This window comes from Streptomyces sp. 1-11 (assembly GCF_007176755.1).
Taxonomy (GTDB): domain Bacteria; phylum Actinomycetota; class Actinomycetes; order Streptomycetales; family Streptomycetaceae; genus Streptomyces.
The window spans coordinates 48,694-68,397 of record NZ_BJTV01000006.1 but is presented as its reverse complement, the minus strand read 5'-3'; the positions used below and the strand labels follow the sequence as shown (position 1 = coordinate 68,397).

Here is a 19,704-nt window from a genome sequence, read left to right as displayed (position 1 = left end):
ACGAATCCTTGACCCGCCCATGGGTTTCTGACGTCCCGTCAGCGAGTGGCCGGCTGTCCGGGAGTGCCGGGGTGCGGGCCGGTGTCCCGGCCGCGGCTCACAGCCACCCCTGCTGCCGGGCCTCCCGCACCGCCTCCGCGCGGTTGCGGGTGCCGGTCTTGCCGATGGCGGCGGACAGGTAGTTGCGGACGGTGGACTCGGACAGGTGGAGCCGGCCGGCGATGTCGGCCACCGTCGCCCCGTCCACCGACGCCGTCAGCACCTCGCGTTCGCGGGCCGTCAGCGGGTTCGGCCCGGCGCTGAGGGCGGCCGCGGCCAGTGCCGGATCGACCACCGTCTCCCCGGCGAGCACCCGCCTGATGGCGGCGGCCAGTTCCTCCACCGGCCCGTCCTTGACGAGGAAGCCGGCCGCCCCGGCCTCCATGGCCCGGCGCAGATAGCCGGGCCGGCCGAAGGTGGTCAGGATCAGCACCCGGCACCCGGGCGCCCGCTCGCGCAGCGCGGCCGCCGCGTCCAGGCCGCTGATGCCGGGCAGTTCGATGTCCAGCAGCGCCACGTCCGGGCGGTGCGCGACGACGGCGTCCACGATCGCGTCGCCGGTCGACACCTGGGCGACCACCTCGATGTCGTCCTCCATGCCGAGCAGCAGGGCGAGGGCCCCGCGCATCATGCCCTGGTCCTCGGCGAGCAGGACTCGGATGTCGTTCACGGGCCCAGGGTAGCCAGGACCGCCCGTTCGGGACCGGGCGCTTCCCTCCGCCGCGGGGGCCGACGGCCCCCGGTGACAGCCGAACAACCGCCCCTGCGATTACGGTGGTTGATCGGCCTTTCGACGGCTGACTCGGTTGGCCGCCCGGCGCGGCACCTGCGCCACTGCGACCACGAGGTCCGCATCGCGAGCGGCGGTGGTCCCACCGCCTGGGACGGCGCCACCTCGGGGAGCGACGACGTGAGCCGGGCGGTCAGCACTCCCCGGGCGCCGTGGCCGCCCCCACGGCGGCCGCCCGGGCCGGTTCCACCGGCAGCTCGGCGGTGACCGAGAAACCGCCGCGCGGCGACGGGCCGGCCGTGAGGGAGCCGCCCGCCGCCGCGAGGCGCTCGGTCAGACCCGTCAGACCGGTGCCGCCGATGCCCTCGGCGGGACGCGTGCGGGTCCCGCCGGTGCCGGTGCCGGTGCCGGTGCCGGTGCCGTTGTCGGCGACGGTGAGCCGCACCCGCTCGGCGGCGCCCTCGATGGTGATCTCGCAGTGGGTGGCGTCGCTGTGCCGGACGACGTTGGTGACCGCCTCGCGCACCACCCAGCCGAGCAGCGCCTCGGTGGCCGGGGTGAGCGGCGTCCCGGACCGGCGCACCTCCGGCGTCACGCTCGCCGCGGACAGCGCCGAGCGGGCCCGGGCCAGCTCGGTGCCGAGGCTGCCCTCGCGGTAGCCGGTCACCGCCTCCCGGATCTCGGTGAGGGCCTGGCGGCCCACCGACTCGATGTCGCCGATCTGGGTGAGCGCCGCGTCCATGTCGCGCGGGGCCAGCCGCCGGGCCGCCTCGGACTTCACCACGATCACCGACAGGGTGTGGCCGAGCAGGTAGTGCAGATCGCGGGAGAACCGCAGCCGCTCCTTCTCCACCGCCTGCGTGGCCAGTTCCTCCCGGGCGGCGCGCAACTCCCGCACCGCCTCGGACAGACCGAGGATCGCGGCGGTCACCATGCTGGACAGGAAGGTCGCGTAGGCGATGCTCGTGGCGTCCGACCAGCCACCGCGCAGTGCGGAGACGCCGCCCGCGTACAGCGTGAGGAACAGGCCGGCACGGCCCAGCCACGGACCGCGCAGGGTGGCGCCGGTGGCGAGCCCGAGCAGCGGGAAGAACATCAGCCAGCTTCCGCCGTACCCCAGTCCCAGGGCCGTGGTCAGCAGCGCCATCAGCAGCAGCGCCACCCGGGTGGACGGCGCCCGGCGCCGGTCCCGGTCGAAGGAGCGGAAGGTGACGTAGATGTACAGGGAGTTGAAGGCCAGCAGGCCCAGGCCGCCGATCCACGGGTTCGGGGTCTCGCCCTGGAGCAGGTTGGAGAAGGACCCCATGCCCATCAGCAGCCAGGGCAGCAGGGAGAAGCCGGTGGGCGGCGGACCCGGGTGGTCCACGGCCGGATCCCCGCCCTTCCGCCACGGGGTCCGGCGGCGCTTCACCGCGGCCCGCACCTCGCCCGGTCCCCGCAGACGGCCTCTCGCCCGTGCCCACCACGCCATGTCACTCGCCCCCCGGTCCGACGGCCACCGCCCCGTGGCGGTGGTACGACGGCCAGCGTACGAACCGGGCGCCCGCTGTCGGCAGGTCCGCGTGTACGGACTCCGGCAGGACGAATGTCACGGGCGTGGATCCCGGCGCCGCACCGCCGGCCTTCACAAGCCGTGGACGCTCGGCTATACAGAGGGCGCCGGACTGCAACGCGTTCCAGTCCGGCCCGCCGGCCCCAGGTCAGGAGTTCCCCTTTGCCGATCGACGCAGCCAAGGTCCTCGCCGCCGGACCCCGTTCCGGCGAGATCGCCTGGACCGCGAAGGACGTCCAGCTCTACCACCTGGGGATCGGGGCCGGCGTGCCCGCCACCGACCCCGGCGAGCTGCGCTACACCCTGGAGTCCCGGCTGCACGTCCTGCCCAGCTTCGCCACCGTCGCGGGCGGCGGACCGCCGGGAGTGATCAGCGGCCTGTCCACGCCGGGCGTCGACGTCGACCTGGCCCGCGTCCTGCACGGCGGTCAGTCGCTCACGGTGCACCGCCCCGTCCCGGTGCGGGGCGCCGCCACCGCCACCTCCCGCGTCACCGGCCTGCACGACAAGGGCACGGCGGCCGTCCTGGTGCTGCGCACCGACGTCGCCGACGCCGACGGCCCGCTGTGGACCAGCGAGGCCGGCATCTTCCTGCGCGGCGAGGGCGGCTGGGGCGGCGACCGCGGTCCCACCGCCCGCCCCGACCCGCCCGAGGGCGAGCCCGACCGGACCGTGGACCGGCCGACCCGCGAGGACCAGGCCCTGCTGTACCGCCTCTCCGGCGACCTGAACCCCCTGCACGCCGACCCGGAGTTCGCCAGGGCCGCCGGGTTCGAACGGCCCGTCCTGCACGGGCTGTGCACCTACGGCATGACGCTCAAGGCGGTCGTCGACACGCTGCTCGGCGGCGACGTCGGCCGGGTCCGCTCGTACGCCACCCGGTTCGCCGGAGTGGTCCACCCGGGGGAGACCCTGCGGATCCGCATGTGGCGGGGAGAGGGCGCGGTCCGGGTGGCCGTGAGCGCCGCCGACCGGGACGAGGCCCCCGTCCTCGCCGACACCGTCGTCGAACACTCCTGAGAGACGAGAGGAACCCTCCCGACAGACGGAGGGAACACTCCCGACAGACGAAGGAGGGGCTCCCCGTCCGACGACGGGAAGCCCCTCCTCACGTCACTGCCGTCAGGCAGCCGCCTCGGCGGTCTCCTCAGCCGGCTTGCGGTGACGCCCGCGCGGAGCGGTCTCACCGTCCTGGGACGCGAGCGCCCCCCGGTGCCGGCCGTGGCCGTCCACGTCCTGAGAGTCGGCAGACAGCGGCTGAGTCGTGCTGGTGTCGCTCATCGGAAGAATTCACCCCGTCAACATGATCTCTTACAGCCGGGCGAGTGTAACCAACCCACCACCGGCCGGATCCAGGCGGGCACGCCGACCGGCACTACTTTGTTACAAGTCGTCCGAGCGGCGCCTCCCGCAGCGGCACCGGACGCACCGTCGCCGGCTCCCCGGGGTCCGCCGCCGGAGTCCCGCCGGGCGTCTCGGGCGCCCCGGCGGACGTGCCGCCCCGGGCCGGTTCCTCCGGCCCCGCCGCCTCCGCTCCGCCCGGCTCCCCGCAGGGCGGCGTCAGCTCCGCCACGCCGCACGGGACCTCTCCCGTGGCGTACGGCAGCCGCAGCACCCCCTCCCGCGTCCACAGCCCGCACCCGGTCAACCATCCCCGCGGCGCGGGGAGATGACGTACCCGCCGCTCGGCCGGCCGCCAGGTGCCGACCCAGCCGCCGGCCGGCCCCTCGACGCGCAGCGCGACCGCGCAGTTCTCCGGCATCAGCACCTGCCCCGGCTGGATCGCGAACGGCGTCACCGAGCAGCCCGCGACGCGCAGGCTCTCCGGGAAGCGCACCGGCAGCGTGCTGCCCAGCACCCCCCAGCCCAGTCGTTCCCGCCCCGGGGAGGGCGCGTCCGAGGAGATCAGCAGCAGCCCGCTGTCCGGGTCGGCCAGCAGCAGCCGGTCGTCGCTGTCCTCCGCGATCTGCAGCAGCGGGGACACCTCGCCGCCGCGCCCCAGGTCCACCACCACCGTCTTGACGCGCCCGGCCAGCTCCCGGTCCAGCGCGAGCAGCCGCCCGGCCCCGTCCAGCCACACCCCGCCCGAGCAGCGCCCTTCGACCTCGGCCAGCCGCTCGGGCCCGGACGCGCCGCCCGCCACCAGCCACACCGCCGTGGCCCGTGGACCGACGGCCAGGGCGTACGCCCGCGCACCGCCCGGCGCCGGGGGCAGCAGCGTGAGCCGGGTGCCGGGCTGCGGGCACTCCACCGTCCCCAGTGGCAGCTCGCCGGTGCCGGGTCCGGTCGGGTAGAGCAGGCAGAAGGTGTGCCGGTGCTCCTGCGCCGGCCGGTGGATCAGCACCCGCCCGTCGCCCATCGGCTGCACCTGGGCGCCGGGTTCCTCCGGCCGGTGGCCGGGCAGCGGCACCGCGTACGGCTCCGGGCCGTCCAGCGTCCAGCGCTCCGGGAACCAGGAGTCACCGTCCGGCGCGAGCCGGGCGGCGTAGGCGCCGTCCGCCGTGATGGCGCAGCCCGTCCCCGGCGCACCGTCGCCCTCGCCGGACCGGTCGGTGGAAGGGGGTTCGATCGCACAGGCCGTCATCGTTCGGTCACCTCCGGCCACGAAGCTAGTTTTCGCACGCACAGGCGGGGGCCGGTGGGCGGCGGCTTCACACATACGGGTGGTGCAGAAGCGATTCAGCTGAGGGCATCGCGGCCCCTGTGCTGAGCGGTCCGGCCGGGGCGGACGCGGTACATCCGCGCGAAACGGCCAGGTAGCCTTTTCCCCGTGCCCCGTCTGTCTGAAGTCATCGCCGCGCTGGAGAACCTGTGGCCCGCCGAGCGGGCCGAGTCCTGGGACGCGGTCGGCACGGTGGTGGGCGACCCCGACCAGGAGGTCACCCGGGTCCTGTTCGCCGTCGACCCCGTGCGGGAGATCGTCGACGAGGCCGTCGAACTCGGCGCCGACCTGCTGGTCACCCATCACCCGCTCTACCTGCGCGGGACGACCACGGTCGCGGCGTCCACCCCCAAGGGCCGCGTCGTGCACACGCTGATCAAGAACGACATCGCGCTGCACGTGGCCCACACCAACGCCGACACCGCCGACCCTGGTGTCTCCGACGCGCTGGCCGGCGCGCTCGACCTGCGGGTCGTGCGCCCCCTCGTGCCCGACCCGACCGACCCGGCGGGCTGCCGGGGCCTGGGCCGGGTCTGCGAACTCGACCACCCGCTCACCGTGCGCGAGCTGGCCGCCAGGGTCGCCGAGCGGCTGCCGGCCACCGCGCAGGGCATCCGGGTGGCCGGCGACCCCGAGGCCGTCGTCCGCACCGTCGCCGTCAGCGGCGGCTCCGGCGACAGCCTCTTCGACCAGGTCCGCGCGGCCGGCGTCGACGCCTTCCTCACCGCCGACCTGCGCCACCACCCGGCCTCGGAGGCCGTGGCCCACAGTCCTCTCGCGCTGCTCGACGCGGCGCACTGGGCCACCGAGTGGCCCTGGTGCGAGCTGGCCGCCGCCCAGCTCGACGAGATCTCCGACCGTCACGACTGGGGCCTGCGGGTCCACGTCTCCAGGACGGTCACCGACCCCTGGACCGCCCACGCGGCGTCCACCGTCACGACTCAACAATTGGGAGCCCCCAACTGAACGCCGCGCCCGCCGACCAGATCCGACTCCTCGACGTCCAGGCCCTCGACGTCCGCCTGCAGCAGCTCGCGCACAGGCGGAAGTCGCTGCCCGAGCACGCCGAGATCGAGTCGCTGAACAAGGACCTCACGCAGCTCCGCGACCTGCTGGTGGCCGCGCAGACCGAGGAGAGCGACACCGCCCGCGAGCAGACCAAGGCCGAGCAGGACGTGGACCAGGTGCGCCAGCGCGCCGCCCGCGACCAGCAGCGCCTGGACTCCGGCGCGGTCACCTCGCCCAAGGACCTGTCCAACCTCCAGCACGAGATCGCCTCCCTCGCCAAGCGGCAGGGCGACCTGGAGGACGTCGTCCTTGAGGTCATGGAGCGCCGGGAGTCCGCGCAGGAGCGGGTCGCGGAGCTGACCGAGCGGGTCGGCTCCGTGCAGGGGAAGATCGACGACGCGACGAGCCGCCGGGACGCCGCGTTCGAGGAGATCGACGGCGAGGTCGCCTCCGTCACCAAGGAGCGCGAGGTCGTCGCCGCCTCCGTCCCCGCCGACCTGCTCAAGCTGTACGACAAGCTGCGCGGCCAGCAGGGCGGCATCGGCGCGGCCAAGCTCTACGCCCGCACCTGCCAGGGCTGCCGGCAGGAGCTGGCGATCACCGAACTGAGCGAGATCCGCGCCGCGGCGCCGGACACGGTGGTCCGCTGCGAGAACTGTGGCCGGATCCTGGTGCGCACCTCCGAGTCGGGTCTGTAGGGAGCCGGCGCGGTGCGGGAGTTCATCGTCGAGGCGGACGGCGGTTCACGGGGCAACCCGGGGCCCGCTGGCTACGGCGCCGTGGTGAGCGACGCGGCGACGGGGGAGACCCTGGCCGAGGCGGCCGAGTACCTCGGCGTCGTCACGAACAACGTCGCCGAGTACCGGGGCCTGCTGGCCGGGCTCCGCACCGCGCACGCCCTCGACCCCACCGCCCGGGTGCACGTCCGGATGGACTCCAAGCTGGTCGTCGAGCAGATGTCGGGCCGCTGGAAGATCAAGCACCCCGACATGAAGCCCCTGGCGGCCGAGGCGAACCGCGTCTTCCCGCCCGGCCAGGTCACCTACGAGTGGATCCCCCGCGCCCAGAACACCCACGCCGACCGCCTCGCCAACGAGGCCATGGACGCGGGCGCCCGGGGCGAACAGTGGTCGGCGAGCGGCGACGACGTCGAGGCCGAGGCGGTTCGCCAGGCGGCGGGTCCGGCGCGAACGCCGGGCACCGCGGCCGGTGGTTCCGCCGCGGCCGCGGGCGCGACGCAGGCCGGTACCGGCGTGGCGGCCGATGCGACGGAGACCGGCACCGGCGTGGCGGCCGATGCGACGCAGGCCGGTACCCCCGTGGCGGCTGACGCGGCGGAGGCCGGTACCGCCGTGGCCGCGGGCGGCCGTGCCGCTGCCGGGGCGGCACGGGTGGACGCGGCGGCGCCCGCGGTCGAGGGGCGCCCCGCCGCCCCCGGCGAGCGGCGCCCCGCAGGCAGCGCCGAGCAGTCGCGGACACGGGGCTGGAGCGCCGCCCCCGACCTCGGCGCCCCCGCCACCCTCGTTCTCCTGCGCCACGGCGAAACCCCCCTCACCCCCCAGAAGCGCTTCTCCGGCAGCGGCGGCACCGACCCCTCCCTCTCCGACGCGGGCAGGGAACAGGCCCGGCGGGCCGCCGCCGCGCTGGCGCGGCGCGGCACCGTCCAGGCCGTCGTCGCCTCGCCCCTCGCCCGCACCCAGGAGACCGCCCGCATCGTCGCCGCCCGCCTCGGCCTGGACGTGACGGTCGACGAGGGGCTGAGGGAGACGGACTTCGGCGCCTGGGAGGGCCTCACCTTCGGCGAGGTCCGCGAGCGCCACCCGGACGACCTGAACGCCTGGCTCGCCGACCCGGAGGCCCACCCCACCGGCGGCGGCGAGAGCTTCGCGGAGACCGCCGTCCGGATCGCGGCCACCCGGGACAAGCTGGTCGCGGCGCACGCGGGCCGTACGGTCCTGCTGGTCACCCACGTCACGCCGATCAAGACCCTGATCCGGCTCGCCCTGGACGCCCCGCCGAAGTCCCTCTTCCGCATGGAACTCTCCGCCGCTTCCCTGTCCGCGGTGGCGTACTACGCGGACGGCAACGCGAGCGTACGGCTGTTCAACGACACGTCCCACTTGCGCCCCTGAGCACGGCCGGCCGGGCGCCGCCCTGCCGGGGCCTGCGGGGCCGTGCGCTGTTCGGTGCCGGGTCCTGTCGGGTGGAGCCCTGTTCGGGCGGGTCGAGTCCGTCCTGCCGCGCCTTGCCGGGCTGAGTCCCGCCCCGCCTAGCCGAGCCCTGCCGGGGAGCGTCCCGCGTTGCCGCCGAGGCGGGCCGCACTTCGCGCGAGCTCCTCGATCCGACCCCAGTCCCCGGCGGTCACCGCCTCCGCCGGGACCATCCAACTCCCGCCCACGCAGCCGACGTTGGGCAGGGACAGGTACTCGGGCGCGGTCTCCGGACCGATCCCGCCCGTGGGGCAGAAGCGGGCCTGCGGCAGCGGCCCGGCCAGCGACCGGAGATATGCGGTGCCGCCCGCGGCCTGCGCCGGGAAGAACTTCATCTCCCGCACCCCCCGCTCCAGCAGCGCCACGACCTCGGAGGTCGTGGACACCCCGGGCAGGAACGGCACCCCGGATCCGTGCATCGCCCCCAGCAGCGCGTCCGTCCACCCCGGACTCACCAGGAACCGCGCCCCGGCGCCGACGCAGTCGTCCACCTGCTCCGGCGTGAGGACCGTGCCCGCCCCGACCACCGCGTCCGGCACCGCGTCCGCGATCGCCCGGATGGCGTCCAGCGCGGCGGGCGTGCGCAGTGTCACCTCGATGGCGGGCAGTCCCCCGGCCACCAGCGCGCGCGCCAGCGGGACGGCGTCGGACGCGTCCGACACCACCACGACCGGCACGACGGGCGCGTAATCCAGCACGGAGGCAGCCGAATCGGACGGCATCGGTGAGGTCATGTCCTCATCGTGCCCACGAGCGGCACCCTCCGCAACGAGCGTTGCGCATGATGCAACGGCTGCGGTGGTGTCCCCTCAGGCGGCCGCGCTCAGTGGACCTCGTCCACCAGCACGTCCAGCGCCCACGGCCTGCCCGCCCTGCCCGGCTCCTCGGCCTCCACCACGTACCCGAGGTCCCGCAGTGCCGCCACCAGCCCGGCGGGGTCCTTCGGCGCGGCACCGGCGGACAGCAGGCTCCGTACGATCCGGCCCTTCGTGGCCTTGTTGAAGTGGCTGACGACCTTCCGGGTCGGCGCGTGCAGCACCCTCACGGTCGCGGTCCGCCCGGCAACCTCGCCCTTGGGCTTCCAGGCCGCCGCGTAGGCGGCGGAACGCAGGTCCAGCACCAGGCCCTGGCCGGCCGCCTCGGGCAGCACCTCGGCCATCGGCGCCCGCCAGTGCGCGGCCAGCGCGCCGAGCCCGGGCAGCTTCACGCCCATCGAGCAGCGGTAGGAGGGGATGCGGTCCGTCACCCGCACCGCGCCCCACAGCCCCGAGAAGACCAGCAACGAGCGCGCCGCCCGCTTCTTCGCGGCCGCGTCCAGCGAGGCGAGGTCGAGGGCGTCGTACAGCACACCGGTGTAGATCTCCCCGGCCGGGCGGGCCCCGGCCGTACGCAGCCCGGCGTTCTTCGCCACCTCGCCGCGCAGCCCGTCGCTGAGCCCGAGCACCTCGCGCGCCTTCTCCTCGTCGGCCGCGCACAGCTCGACCAGCTCCGCCAGCACCGCCTCCCGCGCCGGCGCCAGTCCCGGCAGGGACAGCGACTCCGGCTTCAGCGGGGCGCCACGGCCCGAGGACGCCTTTCCCTCCGAGGGCGGCAGCAGGACAAGCACGCGTACTCCTTCGATCGGTTCAGCGCCAGCGTACGGGGTGCCGCACACGCCCCCTCGCCCCGCGCACACCACCTGCCCAGCCGCGGGACCCGGGCGGCCCGGCGCCTCCGGGGCCCGGTCCGCGGGCCGCTCTCACCGGGCTCGCCGGGCGCACGGCCCAGCGCCTGACGAGGGCGCCGCTCCTGTGCCACGATCGAGGGAACGGTTCCCGATCTCTCGGACAGGTGATCCTGGGATGTCCCACTCTGGCGACCGACCGAAGGAGGGGCCTGACATGACCGCCGTGGCACACGAGCCCACCACGCCGGCCGAAGGCCTGCTGGACATCTTCCTGTCCCTCGACACCCCGGAGGGCTTCCGGGCCGAGCTGATCGAGGGGGAGATCGTCGTGACACCGCCGCCGGACGGGGACCACGAGGACTACATCGGACTGATCGTGAGCCAGGTGATCAGACGTTCCCGGTCCGACATGCAGTTTTCCGGGAACAAGGGCCTGAAACTGAAGAGCGGAGGCTCCTGTCCGAAGGACCACGTGATCCCGGACGGGACGTTCGCCCCCGCGGCCCTGCGCCTGTACCGGGGAGCGGATTCGTGGATGCCCTGCGACGGCGTCGCCATGGTATTGGAGGTGACGTCCAGCAAGCCCCGGATCGATCGCGAGGCGAAGCGCCGCTGTTACGCACGTGGCGGCATCCCCCTCTACCTGCTGGTCGACCGTGAGGCCTCCTCGGTCACCCTGTTCGGCGAACCGGAGAAGGACGACTATCGCCAGCACTGCACGCTGCCGTTCGGCAAGTCCCTGACCCTCCCGGAGCCCTTCGCCTTCGACCTGGAGACGTCGGACTTCATCTGAGCGGCCGGGAGCGTCCGGGGGAATCGGGCACCCCCGTAACCGGTACCATGGTCGGCACGGCAGACGAGCCGGGCGGACGGCCGCGTGAAGTTCCCGGAAGGGGCTTCCCGAGGAACGTCCGGGCTCCACAGGGCAGGGTGGTGGCTAACGGCCACCCGGGGTGACCCGCGGGACAGTGCCACAGAAAGCAGACCGCCGGGGGCTCAGGCCCTCGGTAAGGGTGAAACGGTGGTGTAAGAGACCACCAGTGCCCAGGGTGACCTGGGCAGCTAGGTAAACCCCACCTGGAGCAAGGTCAAAAGGAGCGCCGTGAAAAGCGCTCTGCGCGGACGTTCGAGGGCTGCCCGCCCGAGTCCGCGGGTAGACCGCACGAGGCCGGTGGCAACACCGGCCCTAGATGGATGGCCGTCGCCCCGGGGCCCGCGAGGACCCCGGGGAACAGAACCCGGCGTACAGCCCGACTCGTCTGCCCCTGGCCCTGGCCCCGGGTTTCCGGGCCAGGGCCATCTTGTGCCCCAGAGAGGCTCCCGCTCCCGCCGGCTCGCGGCCCGGGACAAGCTGCGGGCTTGGTGTCATGTCGATCGGTGATGCTCGTACGGGATCTACCCGATGCCTTGCGCAAGAGGGCTGATTCGAAAGGGTGTTGGCGCATTAGACTGCCCAGCGCAGTGAGCCTGCTTTTGCGCTGGAGCGACGGGTTGGAGCGAGTATGGACTTGACCATCCGGATCGACGACGGGGCGGGGGACGAGCTGATTCGCTGGCTGAGCGTCGACCCCCAGACGCGGCGTTTCGCGGCCCGGGCGGTGCCCGCTGCCGCAGAGCCTGGCTCCGGGACGATGGGCACCGCGTTCGATGTGCTCAATCTGGTACTGCCGAACGCCATCGCGCTGAGCAGCCTCATGGTCTCGATCGCATCCTTCCGGGACCAGCGGCGACGGAGTACAGGAACAGCGCCCACGGTGAGTGTCGACCATGCCGGCAATGTGGTCATCGTGGATGGGGACTCCGCCGCTGTCGTACAGCAACTTCGTGGGTCAGCAGGACAGTCGGACACATAGTGACGGCAGTGCTACCAGATCCAGCGACCTCCCGCGCGGTCCTCGTGGGGGTGTCGCGGTATACCCGGATGACCGAGGACCGACAGCTGCCTGCCGTCGAGAACAACCTGGGGCGACTGGCGTCCCTCCTGGGGGAGGAACGGATCTGGGGTCTTCCCGCCGAGAACTGTCGGGTACTTCACCAGCCGGATGATCCGGATGCCGTGATCGAGGCCTTGCGTGAAGCGGCCGAACAGGCCGAGGACACTCTGCTCTTCTACTACGCCGGACACGGGCTCACCGATCCACTGGTCGACCACGGCGGTCTGTACCTTGCTCTGCCTCGTGCCTATGAGCGGGGCGGTACCCATCTGGCCCTTCACTACAACCAGGTGCGGGCGAGGCTTCGGATCGCCACGGCAGTGCGCCGAACCGTCGTCCTGGACTGTTGCTGGAGCGGCCGAGCCCTGGAGACCACCATGGGCGCCGAAGACTTCGCAGCGGCCACGGACATCGAAAGTACAACGGTGCTCACCGCATCCGCCGCTACCGCCACGGCACTGGCACCGGCCGGTGAGCAGTACACCGCTTTCACCGGCGCACTGCTCGGATTGCTGGACCAGGGCATCCAGGGCGGCCCCCCATTGCTCGACGCGCACACGCTGTATCGCCAACTCCACCTCCGGCTCGCTGGGTCCGGTCGACCGCTGCCCCAACTGGGAGGTTCCGGAGCGGAGGTGGTGTTCGCTCGGAACACCGCAGCAGGGCAGCGCGATCCCGTCAGCTCCGCTCCGGTTGCCGATCCGGTGAACGTGCACGCTCCCGGCGTCCTCGTCCGGGACCACATTCGGGGGCTGGAGCGAACTGGTCAGTACGAGGGCGCCAAGCAAGCTCGACTGCGTGCAGCCGAATTCGGTGACGAGGAATCGATAAGGGAGTTGGCGGCCGATCTCAGATACAGGGGTGAGTACGTGCAGGCGGAGGAGTTGGAGCGGACGGCCGCCACGACGGGCGAGGGAGCGCTGGGTGAGTTCCTGCGCCGTTTCCACGCCTGAAACATCGCTCAGGTTGCCGTCAGCACATAGTGGCTGAATGCCTCGGAGAAAAGCAGTGTTCTGTCCGGCCCCGGTGAAGCGATGCCCATCAGCACGAGTTGGTCCAGGTAGCGTGTGTGCTCGTCCGGGAACACCCCGGATGCGAGGGCCCGGAGCAGCGTCGATCCATGTCCGTTGCAGTCCGCGTCGATGTTTCTCACCAGCAGACCGAACTGTTTCTCGAAAGTTGAGGCCTCGCCTGTATACGCCGCCGCCGGGTCCAGTCGTCCGGTGAGGTGCCAGTTCTCCACGACCCTGCGGCACAGCAGTTCCAGCAGGAAAGGGTGACGGCCGGTGCGCTCGATGATCTCCTGTCGTACCGGGCTCAGGGCAATGCCGACCGAATCCGCGCGTGCCAGCATCCGGTCGGTCTCGTCATCGGTGAACAGGCCGACACACTGTTTCGTGCTCAAAATTCCGCCGAGAGTCGAACCGGCTGCCGCGTCGAACTCGATCGACTCGATGTCGCGCCGCGAGATCGTGACCAAGCCCATCGTGAAGGGTGTATCGCCGGCCAGATTGCGTAGCAGTTGGAATTCGGCAAGGCGATTGAAGACGCTCGCGGCGCGGTCGAACTCGTCGAGTACCACCAGGACATGCCGGCCCGCCGCGGCCAGGGCCGTGAAGAAGTCACGCACGGCGATACGGAGGTCGTACCACGCTTCCGCTCTCTGCACGACGGAGGCGATCGCCTCCAGGTGGGCCCACTCCGAAGTCCTGCCTTGTCCGGCCAGCCGATTCTCCCGGGTTCGCTGAAGATCCTCCATAACGGCCCGGATCATGGACCGGAACACGTCCATCCCGGAGTCGTGGTCTCCCACGTCCAACCACACGGTCAGCAGGTCGTCCCGCCCGTGTGGGGTGGAGGCCATCGCGTACCGCACCAAGCTGGTCTTGCCGGTCCGGTGATACCCCTGCACCCGAAGGTTCGACGGGCGGCCGGGCTCCTGCCACGTGGCCTGCACCAACTGCACCAGGTCGGATCTGCCGATGAAGCGGTCACCCTCGGCGACGCGACCGGCCTGCCGGTACGGATTTCCGGCGGCGAGGCCCGAAGGGAGACGGGACGGGGTCGTCACGAACCGCTCGCCCCCGAGGTTGCTCCGTAGTACTTCAGCAGCCAGTCCTGATAGAGCCGGACGACGATAAGGTGCCCGCCGGATTCACGCCGTACGACATCGCGCAGCACCAGGTCATCGAGTAGTTCCTGGAGCAGTGCGCTGGGGCCCTGGTATGTACCCTGGATGGCCTCCAGAGTGGCCGGCTGGTGGCGGGACGCCCGTGCGACGGCAAGGAGCACCTGCTGGTACTGAGCGCTGGTGAAGGCGTCGGGGTCCGTGTAGCCCGGTGATTCGAGGTTGTCGAAGTCCGTGGCTGCCAAGGTGCCGAGAAACTCGTCGCGTACATGCTCCACATCCGCCTCGGTCACGACCGGCGCGCGTTCGGCGTTCATGTAGTGGACGAGCTGTGAACAGAACCGTTGAATGTAGAAGGCGCTGCCACCGGTCAGTTCGATGATCCGGTCGACGGCTCGCCCACTGTAGCGGCTTCGCTTCCGATCCCCTTCTTTGATCATCACGGGTACCTCGATCAGCTGTCGGGCATCCTGCTTGGCGAGGTAGGTGACACGCTCGGTCGAGAACACACCGAAGACGTTGGGATCGCCCTGAATGAGCCGGTCGAGCGCTGCTTGCCCGACGATCACCAGGTGGAACAGCCGTTTTTCGATTAAGGCCTTGAAGGTCTGCATGAACGACTTCGACAGCAGACCGTCCCGGATCCACTGGTCGATGTACTGGAACTCGTCGAGCAGCACGATCAGCGGTGGCTGCGGCCCCGGTGTCCGGAGCCGGTGCGCTTCGATCAGTCTCGCGCAGTCACGCACCGGTGCCGGACTGCGCAGGAAGGCTTCGCGGTCCAGTTCCCTCGGAAGCAGCGGTTCCCGATCGTCGGAGAAGACACCGTGCGGGGGTAATGCCTTGTTCGCCCCGTCCAGGATGTCCCACATCAGCAGGGCCAGCAGTCGGGTGCCGGTCAGGTCGTCGGACTCGGGTGACAGATCGCCGATGTTACCGACGTCCACCACCGGCAATCCGTCCTCCTGCTCCAGCCGCTCTCTCAGATGCAGGCGGATGGAGGACTTTCCCGCGCGCTTCTGCCCGAAGATCGCCACGCCAACACCTGGCGAAGAGGTTTCTCGCAGCGCGGAGCGGATTCGGTCTATGAGGTCGTCCCGGCCGTAGAACATGTTCCGATCTGCGACCGGACGGCCGGTCGCCCCGGCCGCGAACGGGTTCACGATCTTGACGAACTCTTCCTCGCGGGCCAGCCGCACCGGCAGGGTGGCATCGAAGGCGACGTAGTCGTTGCCGCTCGAGCGGTGTCGATAGCGGAGTGTCACCGGCAGGGAGAAAGCGCCGACGGTCACACCTCTCTCGGTGACCCGCAGTTTCACGGCCTCGATGCGGTGGTCGCCGCCACGCACCGCGTTCGGAAGCTGGATCCTGGGCTCATCCACGGAGAACCACTCGGGATCGCTGGTTATGGCCAGTTCCGGTGACTCGAGGGGGGCACGGCCGGAGGTGTTGCCGACCTTGATCTGCACGGTGACCGCACCGTTCTGGCCGGTGCTGCTCTCTTCCAGGGCCAGGTTCAGGGTAGGCAACGGCGGGAGGGTGGCGACCAGGTCGTTCTGCGTCTCGTTGATCAGATCCTGCAGGCGCAGCGCGATCGGCTCGACCAGGGCCACGGCGAGACTCGTCGGCACCTTCGCGATCTGGGCCCGCACACTCCGGACAGCGGAGCCGGCTTGCCGCAGGCAGTTCTCCCGCTCCTCGAACGAGCGCTCGTTGATGGATCTGCGCAGTTCGAACAGTGCATCCTGGATGCTGGCCAGACCGTCGTGGAGGGAGTCGGGTACCGGTTCAACTGCGTTCGGCAGCCTCTCGAGCGCCGATCCCAGTGCGCCCTCGGACATCGACAGGTGCTGAAGCTCGGCCAGGCTGTTCTCCAGCTGTCGCCGAGAGCGGAGCCATCGATCGCCTGCCACCTGCCAGGCGTTCCGTACCAGTTCCCGCTTCCTGGCCAGGGGCTGCTGGTTGAAGCCCTCCTGGATTCCCAGGTGCTTGGCGGCCGAGGTGAGCAGCTCCTTACTCGCGCACACCGCGTCCAGTACCAGGTCCCGGGCCGCGCTGGTCTCTGCTACCAGAGGCGGCAGCAGCGAGAAGAACTCTGAGGGGTTCCGGTGCTGTTCCTCGACCAGGACCCTCGCCACCTCGTCGGCGGACGGGAACGCTTCTTCCCGGTCCCGGTGCTTGACCAGAGGTGCGCGCTGCCCGTGCGTCCGAAGGTAGCCGATCAGGGCGGTGCGCAGTTCGATGGCCCGCTCGCCACTGTCCCGCTCGTCCGCCGCGGTGAGCGCGGCGCGGTACAGATCTTGCGCGGACTCGCGCTCCTTCCGGTCCATGGCGATATCGGCGAGGGTGGTCAGACCGAAGTAGAGATAGCGGTGTACGTCCGCGTGACCGAGGTCCTGGGCCAGGACCGAGGCCGAGATGTAGGCCCGTGCGCTGGTCTCCGGCTGCTTGCCGCTCATCTGCCGCGCGGTCTCGGCGATTACGTTGAGGTCGCTGATCACGTTGAGATCACCCCGGGTGGGTTTGCCTCCCCGCTTCCACCTCTGCCTGGCTTCATCCGCGAGATCGGAGTAGTTCTGCAGCACATAGGCGATCAGCGGGGGAGTGGAAACCATCGGAGCCTGCGCGTCCTGCAGGAACTGCTCCACCCATTCCCGGGACTCGACGTCGGTGCCTCCTCCCTCTCTCAGCTCCGCGATGCGCCGCAGGATCTCCTCGGTGCGGTGGTCCGCGTGGTGGACGATCAGCCGCTCGGCTTCATCCAGATCCTCAAGAGCGCCGCGCTGGATCAGAGCGAGTGCCAGACCGCGTTGGTACGCCTGGTTGTGCGGTGACTGTTCCAGGGCCCGCTCCCAGTCGGGCACCGAGTCCTCGCCGTTCGCGAGCTTCACGTAGGCGATCTGGTGAAGCAGGTGATACCGCTTCCCACTGGTGAGATCGGTGCGTTTGACCTGCCGGTCGAGCAGCTCCAGTGCTTCCGAATAGCGTTTGGCCCCGGTCAGGAAGTCGATCAAAATGTTGTCGAGCGCGTGCCCGGGCTGGATCATTCCCGGAAATTCCTGTTCGATCACGCGCAGAGCCGCCTCCGGGCCGTCCATGCGCCGGATCAGCCAGGCCAGGTCCTTCACCGCGCTTTCGCGTTTGTTCTTGTCCTGCTTGATCGCCTGCCGGTAGGCCGCTTTCGCCCCCCGCAGGTCCTTCACCCGGTGTTCCAGATACTTGGCGCGCTGGTAAGCCGTCTTGTCGTTGCCGCGCTGCCAGCTCGAGCGGCTGCTGAGCCCGGCCTCGGAGCGGCGCGAAGGGGCCGCCGTGGTCGCTGTGGCCGGCCCGGGTTCCACCTTCGGCAGTCGCGACGCCACCCGGAAGGCGGCCACGGCGGGTACTGCGCCGGACGGGCGCGGGGTAGGGGCCTGCTCCGGCACGACTCCGTTCAGAGCCGCGCGTATGGCGGCGGCCGACTCGTCGTTGGTCTCAGGGCCCAGGAGTTCCCCCAGGCGACGTCGGTCGCCATCTGCATCAAGCAGAGCGAGCAGGGCGGTCCACGCCTCCGGATCGGACGTGGGGGTCGCGGAACGGAACAGTTGCAGCAGTGCGTACCGGGTGGTCTCGAAGTCCTCCAGGCGGGCGGAGGTGACGGCCATCAGGCGTAAGGCCGCCACGTCGCCGAGATCCACGGCCAGCGTGAGGTAGCGGTGCGCTGTCTCGGCGTCACCCTTGGCTACGGCCAACGCGCCAACCAGACGTGTCAGTTCTGGATTCCGTTGATCGGTATTCCACAGTTGCAGAGCTCGACTGTAAATCTGGGTCATACGGGGAAAGCGTGGATCGAGCTCTTTGACCTTCTCGGCGTGACCGTACGAGTTACGGATCTGTTCCAGATGCTTTCGCATCCCTGGCTCGACATAGATGTCCATGTCGATCGGGAAGACGGGCAGTTCCGCGATGCGGGTCATTGCCGCTGCCCGAAGCTGCGGGTCCGGAAGACTGGCCGGACCGGGAGATGGGACCGTTGGTGGGGCTGAGGTCTCTGTCGTCGGCACTGCGGTGGTCGCGGCGACTGGCGCATGGGGCGGGGGCGAGGACTCGAGAGCCGCGGCTGTCGAGGGCGGTGCGGGTTCCGCAGGAGTCGCCATCGCGATCGAGGCCAGGGCCACCACGACAGGCATGCCGTTCGGCTGGCGCAGTGCCAGCCGATTGAGTGTCAGCTCTTCGAGCACGCCCTCGAACCGGTCACCGGTGAGCAGTCGAATCTCGATGGACGAGCCGACCCGTGCCACTGACTGAATGAACTCCGCGTCCATACCCTACGCACCCCCGCGCCGGCTGTGCCGCACCTCGGATCGTGTATGCCAAGGGAGCTCGACACCCTGCCATCTCTCCAACTCTATACGTCTCAGGCCCTTTTGGATCGTGTCTTGGATCGTGCGAAGAAGGCTCCTTGACCAGACACCGCCACGACCACCGAAAGGCGGAGCGAGGGTTCCGCCCGCCGCGGATCGACCTTCACCAGATGAGTGACACGGTCGGACCCCATCGCCCGGTCGCCGGGTCGGCCGGGCGGTAAAGAAGGTGCGGGTGTGCGAGCCGCCCCGGTAGGTTCCTGCCTGTTCGAAGGGGGCCCGAAGTGGCGAAGCTGAACCAGATCATCGCTGTCGAGAAGGGTGTCAAGAGCAAGTCGCTCCAGGACATCACCGCCGCGCACCACAAGGTGCAGAAGCCGGCTCTGCTGGCCGGCATCTCGCGCACGTACCAGCCGAAGGACGAGGAGGGCGAGCAGCTTCCGCCCGAGTCCACGCGGGTGCAGGTACAGGGCGAGGACGTGCTGCGGGAGATGTCCGCGTCGCTCACCCGCCTCTTCGACGTGACCGCGACCAAGGACTGGGCGAACTGCGCGGCCCGTGCGGACGTCACGGTCGACGGACGCACCATCGTCGCCGACGTCCCGGTCAGCTACCTGCTCTTCCTGGAGAAGCAGCTCACCGACCTGCATACGTTCGTCAGAAAGCTCCCCACCCTCGACGCCGCCGAGTCCTGGTCCCAGGACCCGTCGACGGACTGGTGGAAGACGGACCCGGTCCGCACCATCCGTACGAAGAAGGTTCCGCGCAACCACGTCAAGGCGGAGGCGACCGAGAAGCACCCGGCGCAGGTCGAGGTGTACTACGAGGACGTGCCCATCGGGTACTGGACGACCGTGAAGTTCTCCGGAGCGCTCCCGGCGCGCCGGGTCAACGAGCTGGTGGAGCGGGTGGAGAAGCTCCAGCAGGCGGTGAAGTTCGCCCGTGAGGAGGCCAACGGCACCGAGGTCACCGACCGGCGGGTCGGCGACGCGGTGTTCGGCTACCTGTTCGGCTGACACCGGCCGGCGAGTAGCATCCATGATCGCCCCCGTGTGCGAGCGCGGGGGTGCGCGAGTGGTGCGGACCGGACTGAGGGCCGGTGCGCGTGACGAGCGCAAGCTGACACTGAGGTTCAGCCTGAAAAGCGCGGTGACAGTGAGGGTTCGAGTCCTTCCCCCGGCACAGCGGTACCAACGGGCCGGGGTAGCCCAACATGGCAGAGGCAGCCGCGGTCAATCTCAGACTCTCGCTCCAGTCTCAGCATCGCCGCCGATCGCCGGATTGAACGGGGCCGGACGAACGCCGTCGGATGCGAGTTCGAATCTCGCCTGCAGCTCTCACGTGCTGCGGTAGTTCAAAGGAAGAACACGACCGCATGATGTCTGATCCGTCCCCTTAAATGCTGCCGGCGTGCGCAATTGGGTGGCATCCCCAG

At 70.8% G+C, this 19,704-nt stretch carries 15 protein-coding genes and 1 other RNA gene; 9 read left to right on the top strand and 7 right to left on the bottom strand.

Going from position 1 to position 19,704, the window contains the following annotated elements:
- Nucleotides 1-97: 97 nt before the first annotated feature.
- Nucleotides 98-670 carry a response regulator transcription factor gene (locus TNCT1_RS14500; RefSeq protein ID WP_235902615.1) on the bottom strand — a complete coding sequence of 191 codons (573 nt, stop codon included), beginning with the start codon at nucleotides 668-670 and terminating at the stop codon, nucleotides 98-100.
- A gap of 292 nt (nucleotides 671-962) precedes the next feature.
- Nucleotides 963-2,240, bottom strand: coding sequence for a histidine kinase (locus tag TNCT1_RS14495; protein ID WP_143631758.1), 1,278 nt, complete (start codon nucleotides 2,238-2,240; stop codon nucleotides 963-965).
- A gap of 243 nt (nucleotides 2,241-2,483) precedes the next feature.
- Between TNCT1_RS14495 and TNCT1_RS14490 the strand changes: the two genes are divergently transcribed.
- Nucleotides 2,484-3,341 carry a MaoC/PaaZ C-terminal domain-containing protein gene (locus tag TNCT1_RS14490; RefSeq protein ID WP_143631755.1) on the top strand — a complete coding sequence of 286 codons (858 nt, stop codon included), beginning with the start codon at nucleotides 2,484-2,486 and terminating at the stop codon, nucleotides 3,339-3,341.
- 355 nt (nucleotides 3,342-3,696) lie between these two features.
- Here the strand turns inward: TNCT1_RS14490 and TNCT1_RS14485 are convergent, their stop codons facing one another.
- A complete protein-coding gene (locus tag TNCT1_RS14485) occupies nucleotides 3,697-4,905 on the bottom strand; it encodes a hypothetical protein (protein WP_143631753.1) in 1,209 nt (402 codons plus the stop codon).
- Between the two features lie 186 nt (nucleotides 4,906-5,091).
- Here TNCT1_RS14485 and TNCT1_RS14480 point away from each other — a divergent pair, with 186 nt between their 5' ends.
- The 3 genes from TNCT1_RS14480 to TNCT1_RS14470 are packed head-to-tail and all read left to right on the top strand — an operon-like array spanning nucleotide 5,092 to nucleotide 8,123.
- A complete protein-coding gene (locus tag TNCT1_RS14480; protein ID WP_143631748.1) occupies nucleotides 5,092-5,949 on the top strand; it encodes a Nif3-like dinuclear metal center hexameric protein in 858 nt (285 codons plus the stop codon).
- On the top strand, nucleotides 5,946-6,689 hold the full coding sequence (locus tag TNCT1_RS14475; RefSeq protein ID WP_143632517.1) for a zinc ribbon domain-containing protein: 744 nt from the start codon (nucleotides 5,946-5,948) through the stop codon (nucleotides 6,687-6,689). The genes TNCT1_RS14480 and TNCT1_RS14475 overlap by 4 nt, the downstream gene beginning before the upstream one ends.
- Nucleotides 6,690-6,701: 12 nt before the next feature.
- Nucleotides 6,702-8,123 carry a bifunctional RNase H/acid phosphatase gene (locus TNCT1_RS14470; RefSeq protein ID WP_143631745.1) on the top strand — a complete coding sequence of 474 codons (1,422 nt, stop codon included), beginning with the start codon at nucleotides 6,702-6,704 and terminating at the stop codon, nucleotides 8,121-8,123.
- Nucleotides 8,124-8,260: 137 nt separating this feature from the next.
- On the opposite strand, the gene eda is transcribed toward TNCT1_RS14470, so the two are convergent.
- Both eda and yaaA read right to left on the bottom strand, forming a co-directional pair.
- The gene (eda, locus tag TNCT1_RS14465; protein ID WP_143631742.1) at nucleotides 8,261-8,935 is read right to left on the bottom strand and encodes a bifunctional 4-hydroxy-2-oxoglutarate aldolase/2-dehydro-3-deoxy-phosphogluconate aldolase; all 675 of its coding nucleotides are present in this window, start codon (nucleotides 8,933-8,935) and stop codon (nucleotides 8,261-8,263) included.
- Between the two features lie 89 nt (nucleotides 8,936-9,024).
- Complete coding sequence (yaaA, locus tag TNCT1_RS14460) at nucleotides 9,025-9,807, bottom strand: peroxide stress protein YaaA (RefSeq protein ID WP_143631739.1); 783 nt, start codon at nucleotides 9,805-9,807, stop codon at nucleotides 9,025-9,027.
- 274 nt (nucleotides 9,808-10,081) lie between these two features.
- Here yaaA and TNCT1_RS14455 point away from each other — a divergent pair, with 274 nt between their 5' ends.
- The 4 genes from TNCT1_RS14455 to TNCT1_RS14440 all read left to right on the top strand — a co-directional run bounded on the left by TNCT1_RS14455 (nucleotide 10,082) and on the right by TNCT1_RS14440 (nucleotide 12,754).
- On the top strand, nucleotides 10,082-10,660 hold the full coding sequence (locus TNCT1_RS14455) for a Uma2 family endonuclease (protein ID WP_143631736.1): 579 nt from the start codon (nucleotides 10,082-10,084) through the stop codon (nucleotides 10,658-10,660).
- Nucleotides 10,661-10,724: 64 nt separating this feature from the next.
- An RNA gene (rnpB, locus tag TNCT1_RS14450) (RNase P RNA component class A) lies at nucleotides 10,725-11,129 on the top strand.
- 240 nt (nucleotides 11,130-11,369) lie between these two features.
- Nucleotides 11,370-11,720 (top strand): hypothetical protein, encoded by a 351-nt coding sequence (locus tag TNCT1_RS14445; RefSeq protein ID WP_143631734.1) that lies wholly within the window; start codon nucleotides 11,370-11,372, stop codon nucleotides 11,718-11,720.
- A complete protein-coding gene (locus TNCT1_RS14440) occupies nucleotides 11,720-12,754 on the top strand; it encodes a caspase family protein (protein WP_308789279.1) in 1,035 nt (344 codons plus the stop codon). The genes TNCT1_RS14445 and TNCT1_RS14440 overlap by 1 nt, the downstream gene beginning before the upstream one ends.
- An 8-nt stretch (nucleotides 12,755-12,762) precedes the next feature.
- On the opposite strand, the gene TNCT1_RS14435 is transcribed toward TNCT1_RS14440, so the two are convergent.
- Together TNCT1_RS14435 and TNCT1_RS14430 are read right to left on the bottom strand one after the other, a co-directional pair.
- Nucleotides 12,763-13,872 (bottom strand): ATP-binding protein, encoded by a 1,110-nt coding sequence (locus TNCT1_RS14435; RefSeq protein ID WP_160160398.1) that lies wholly within the window; start codon nucleotides 13,870-13,872, stop codon nucleotides 12,763-12,765.
- Complete coding sequence (locus TNCT1_RS14430) at nucleotides 13,869-18,230, bottom strand: AAA family ATPase (protein ID WP_143631726.1); 4,362 nt, start codon at nucleotides 18,228-18,230, stop codon at nucleotides 13,869-13,871. The genes TNCT1_RS14435 and TNCT1_RS14430 overlap by 4 nt, the downstream gene beginning before the upstream one ends.
- A 323-nt stretch (nucleotides 18,231-18,553) precedes the next feature.
- Here TNCT1_RS14430 and TNCT1_RS14425 point away from each other — a divergent pair, with 323 nt between their 5' ends.
- Complete coding sequence (locus TNCT1_RS14425) at nucleotides 18,554-19,285, top strand: hypothetical protein (protein WP_143631723.1); 732 nt, start codon at nucleotides 18,554-18,556, stop codon at nucleotides 19,283-19,285.
- Nucleotides 19,286-19,704 lie beyond the last annotated feature (419 nt).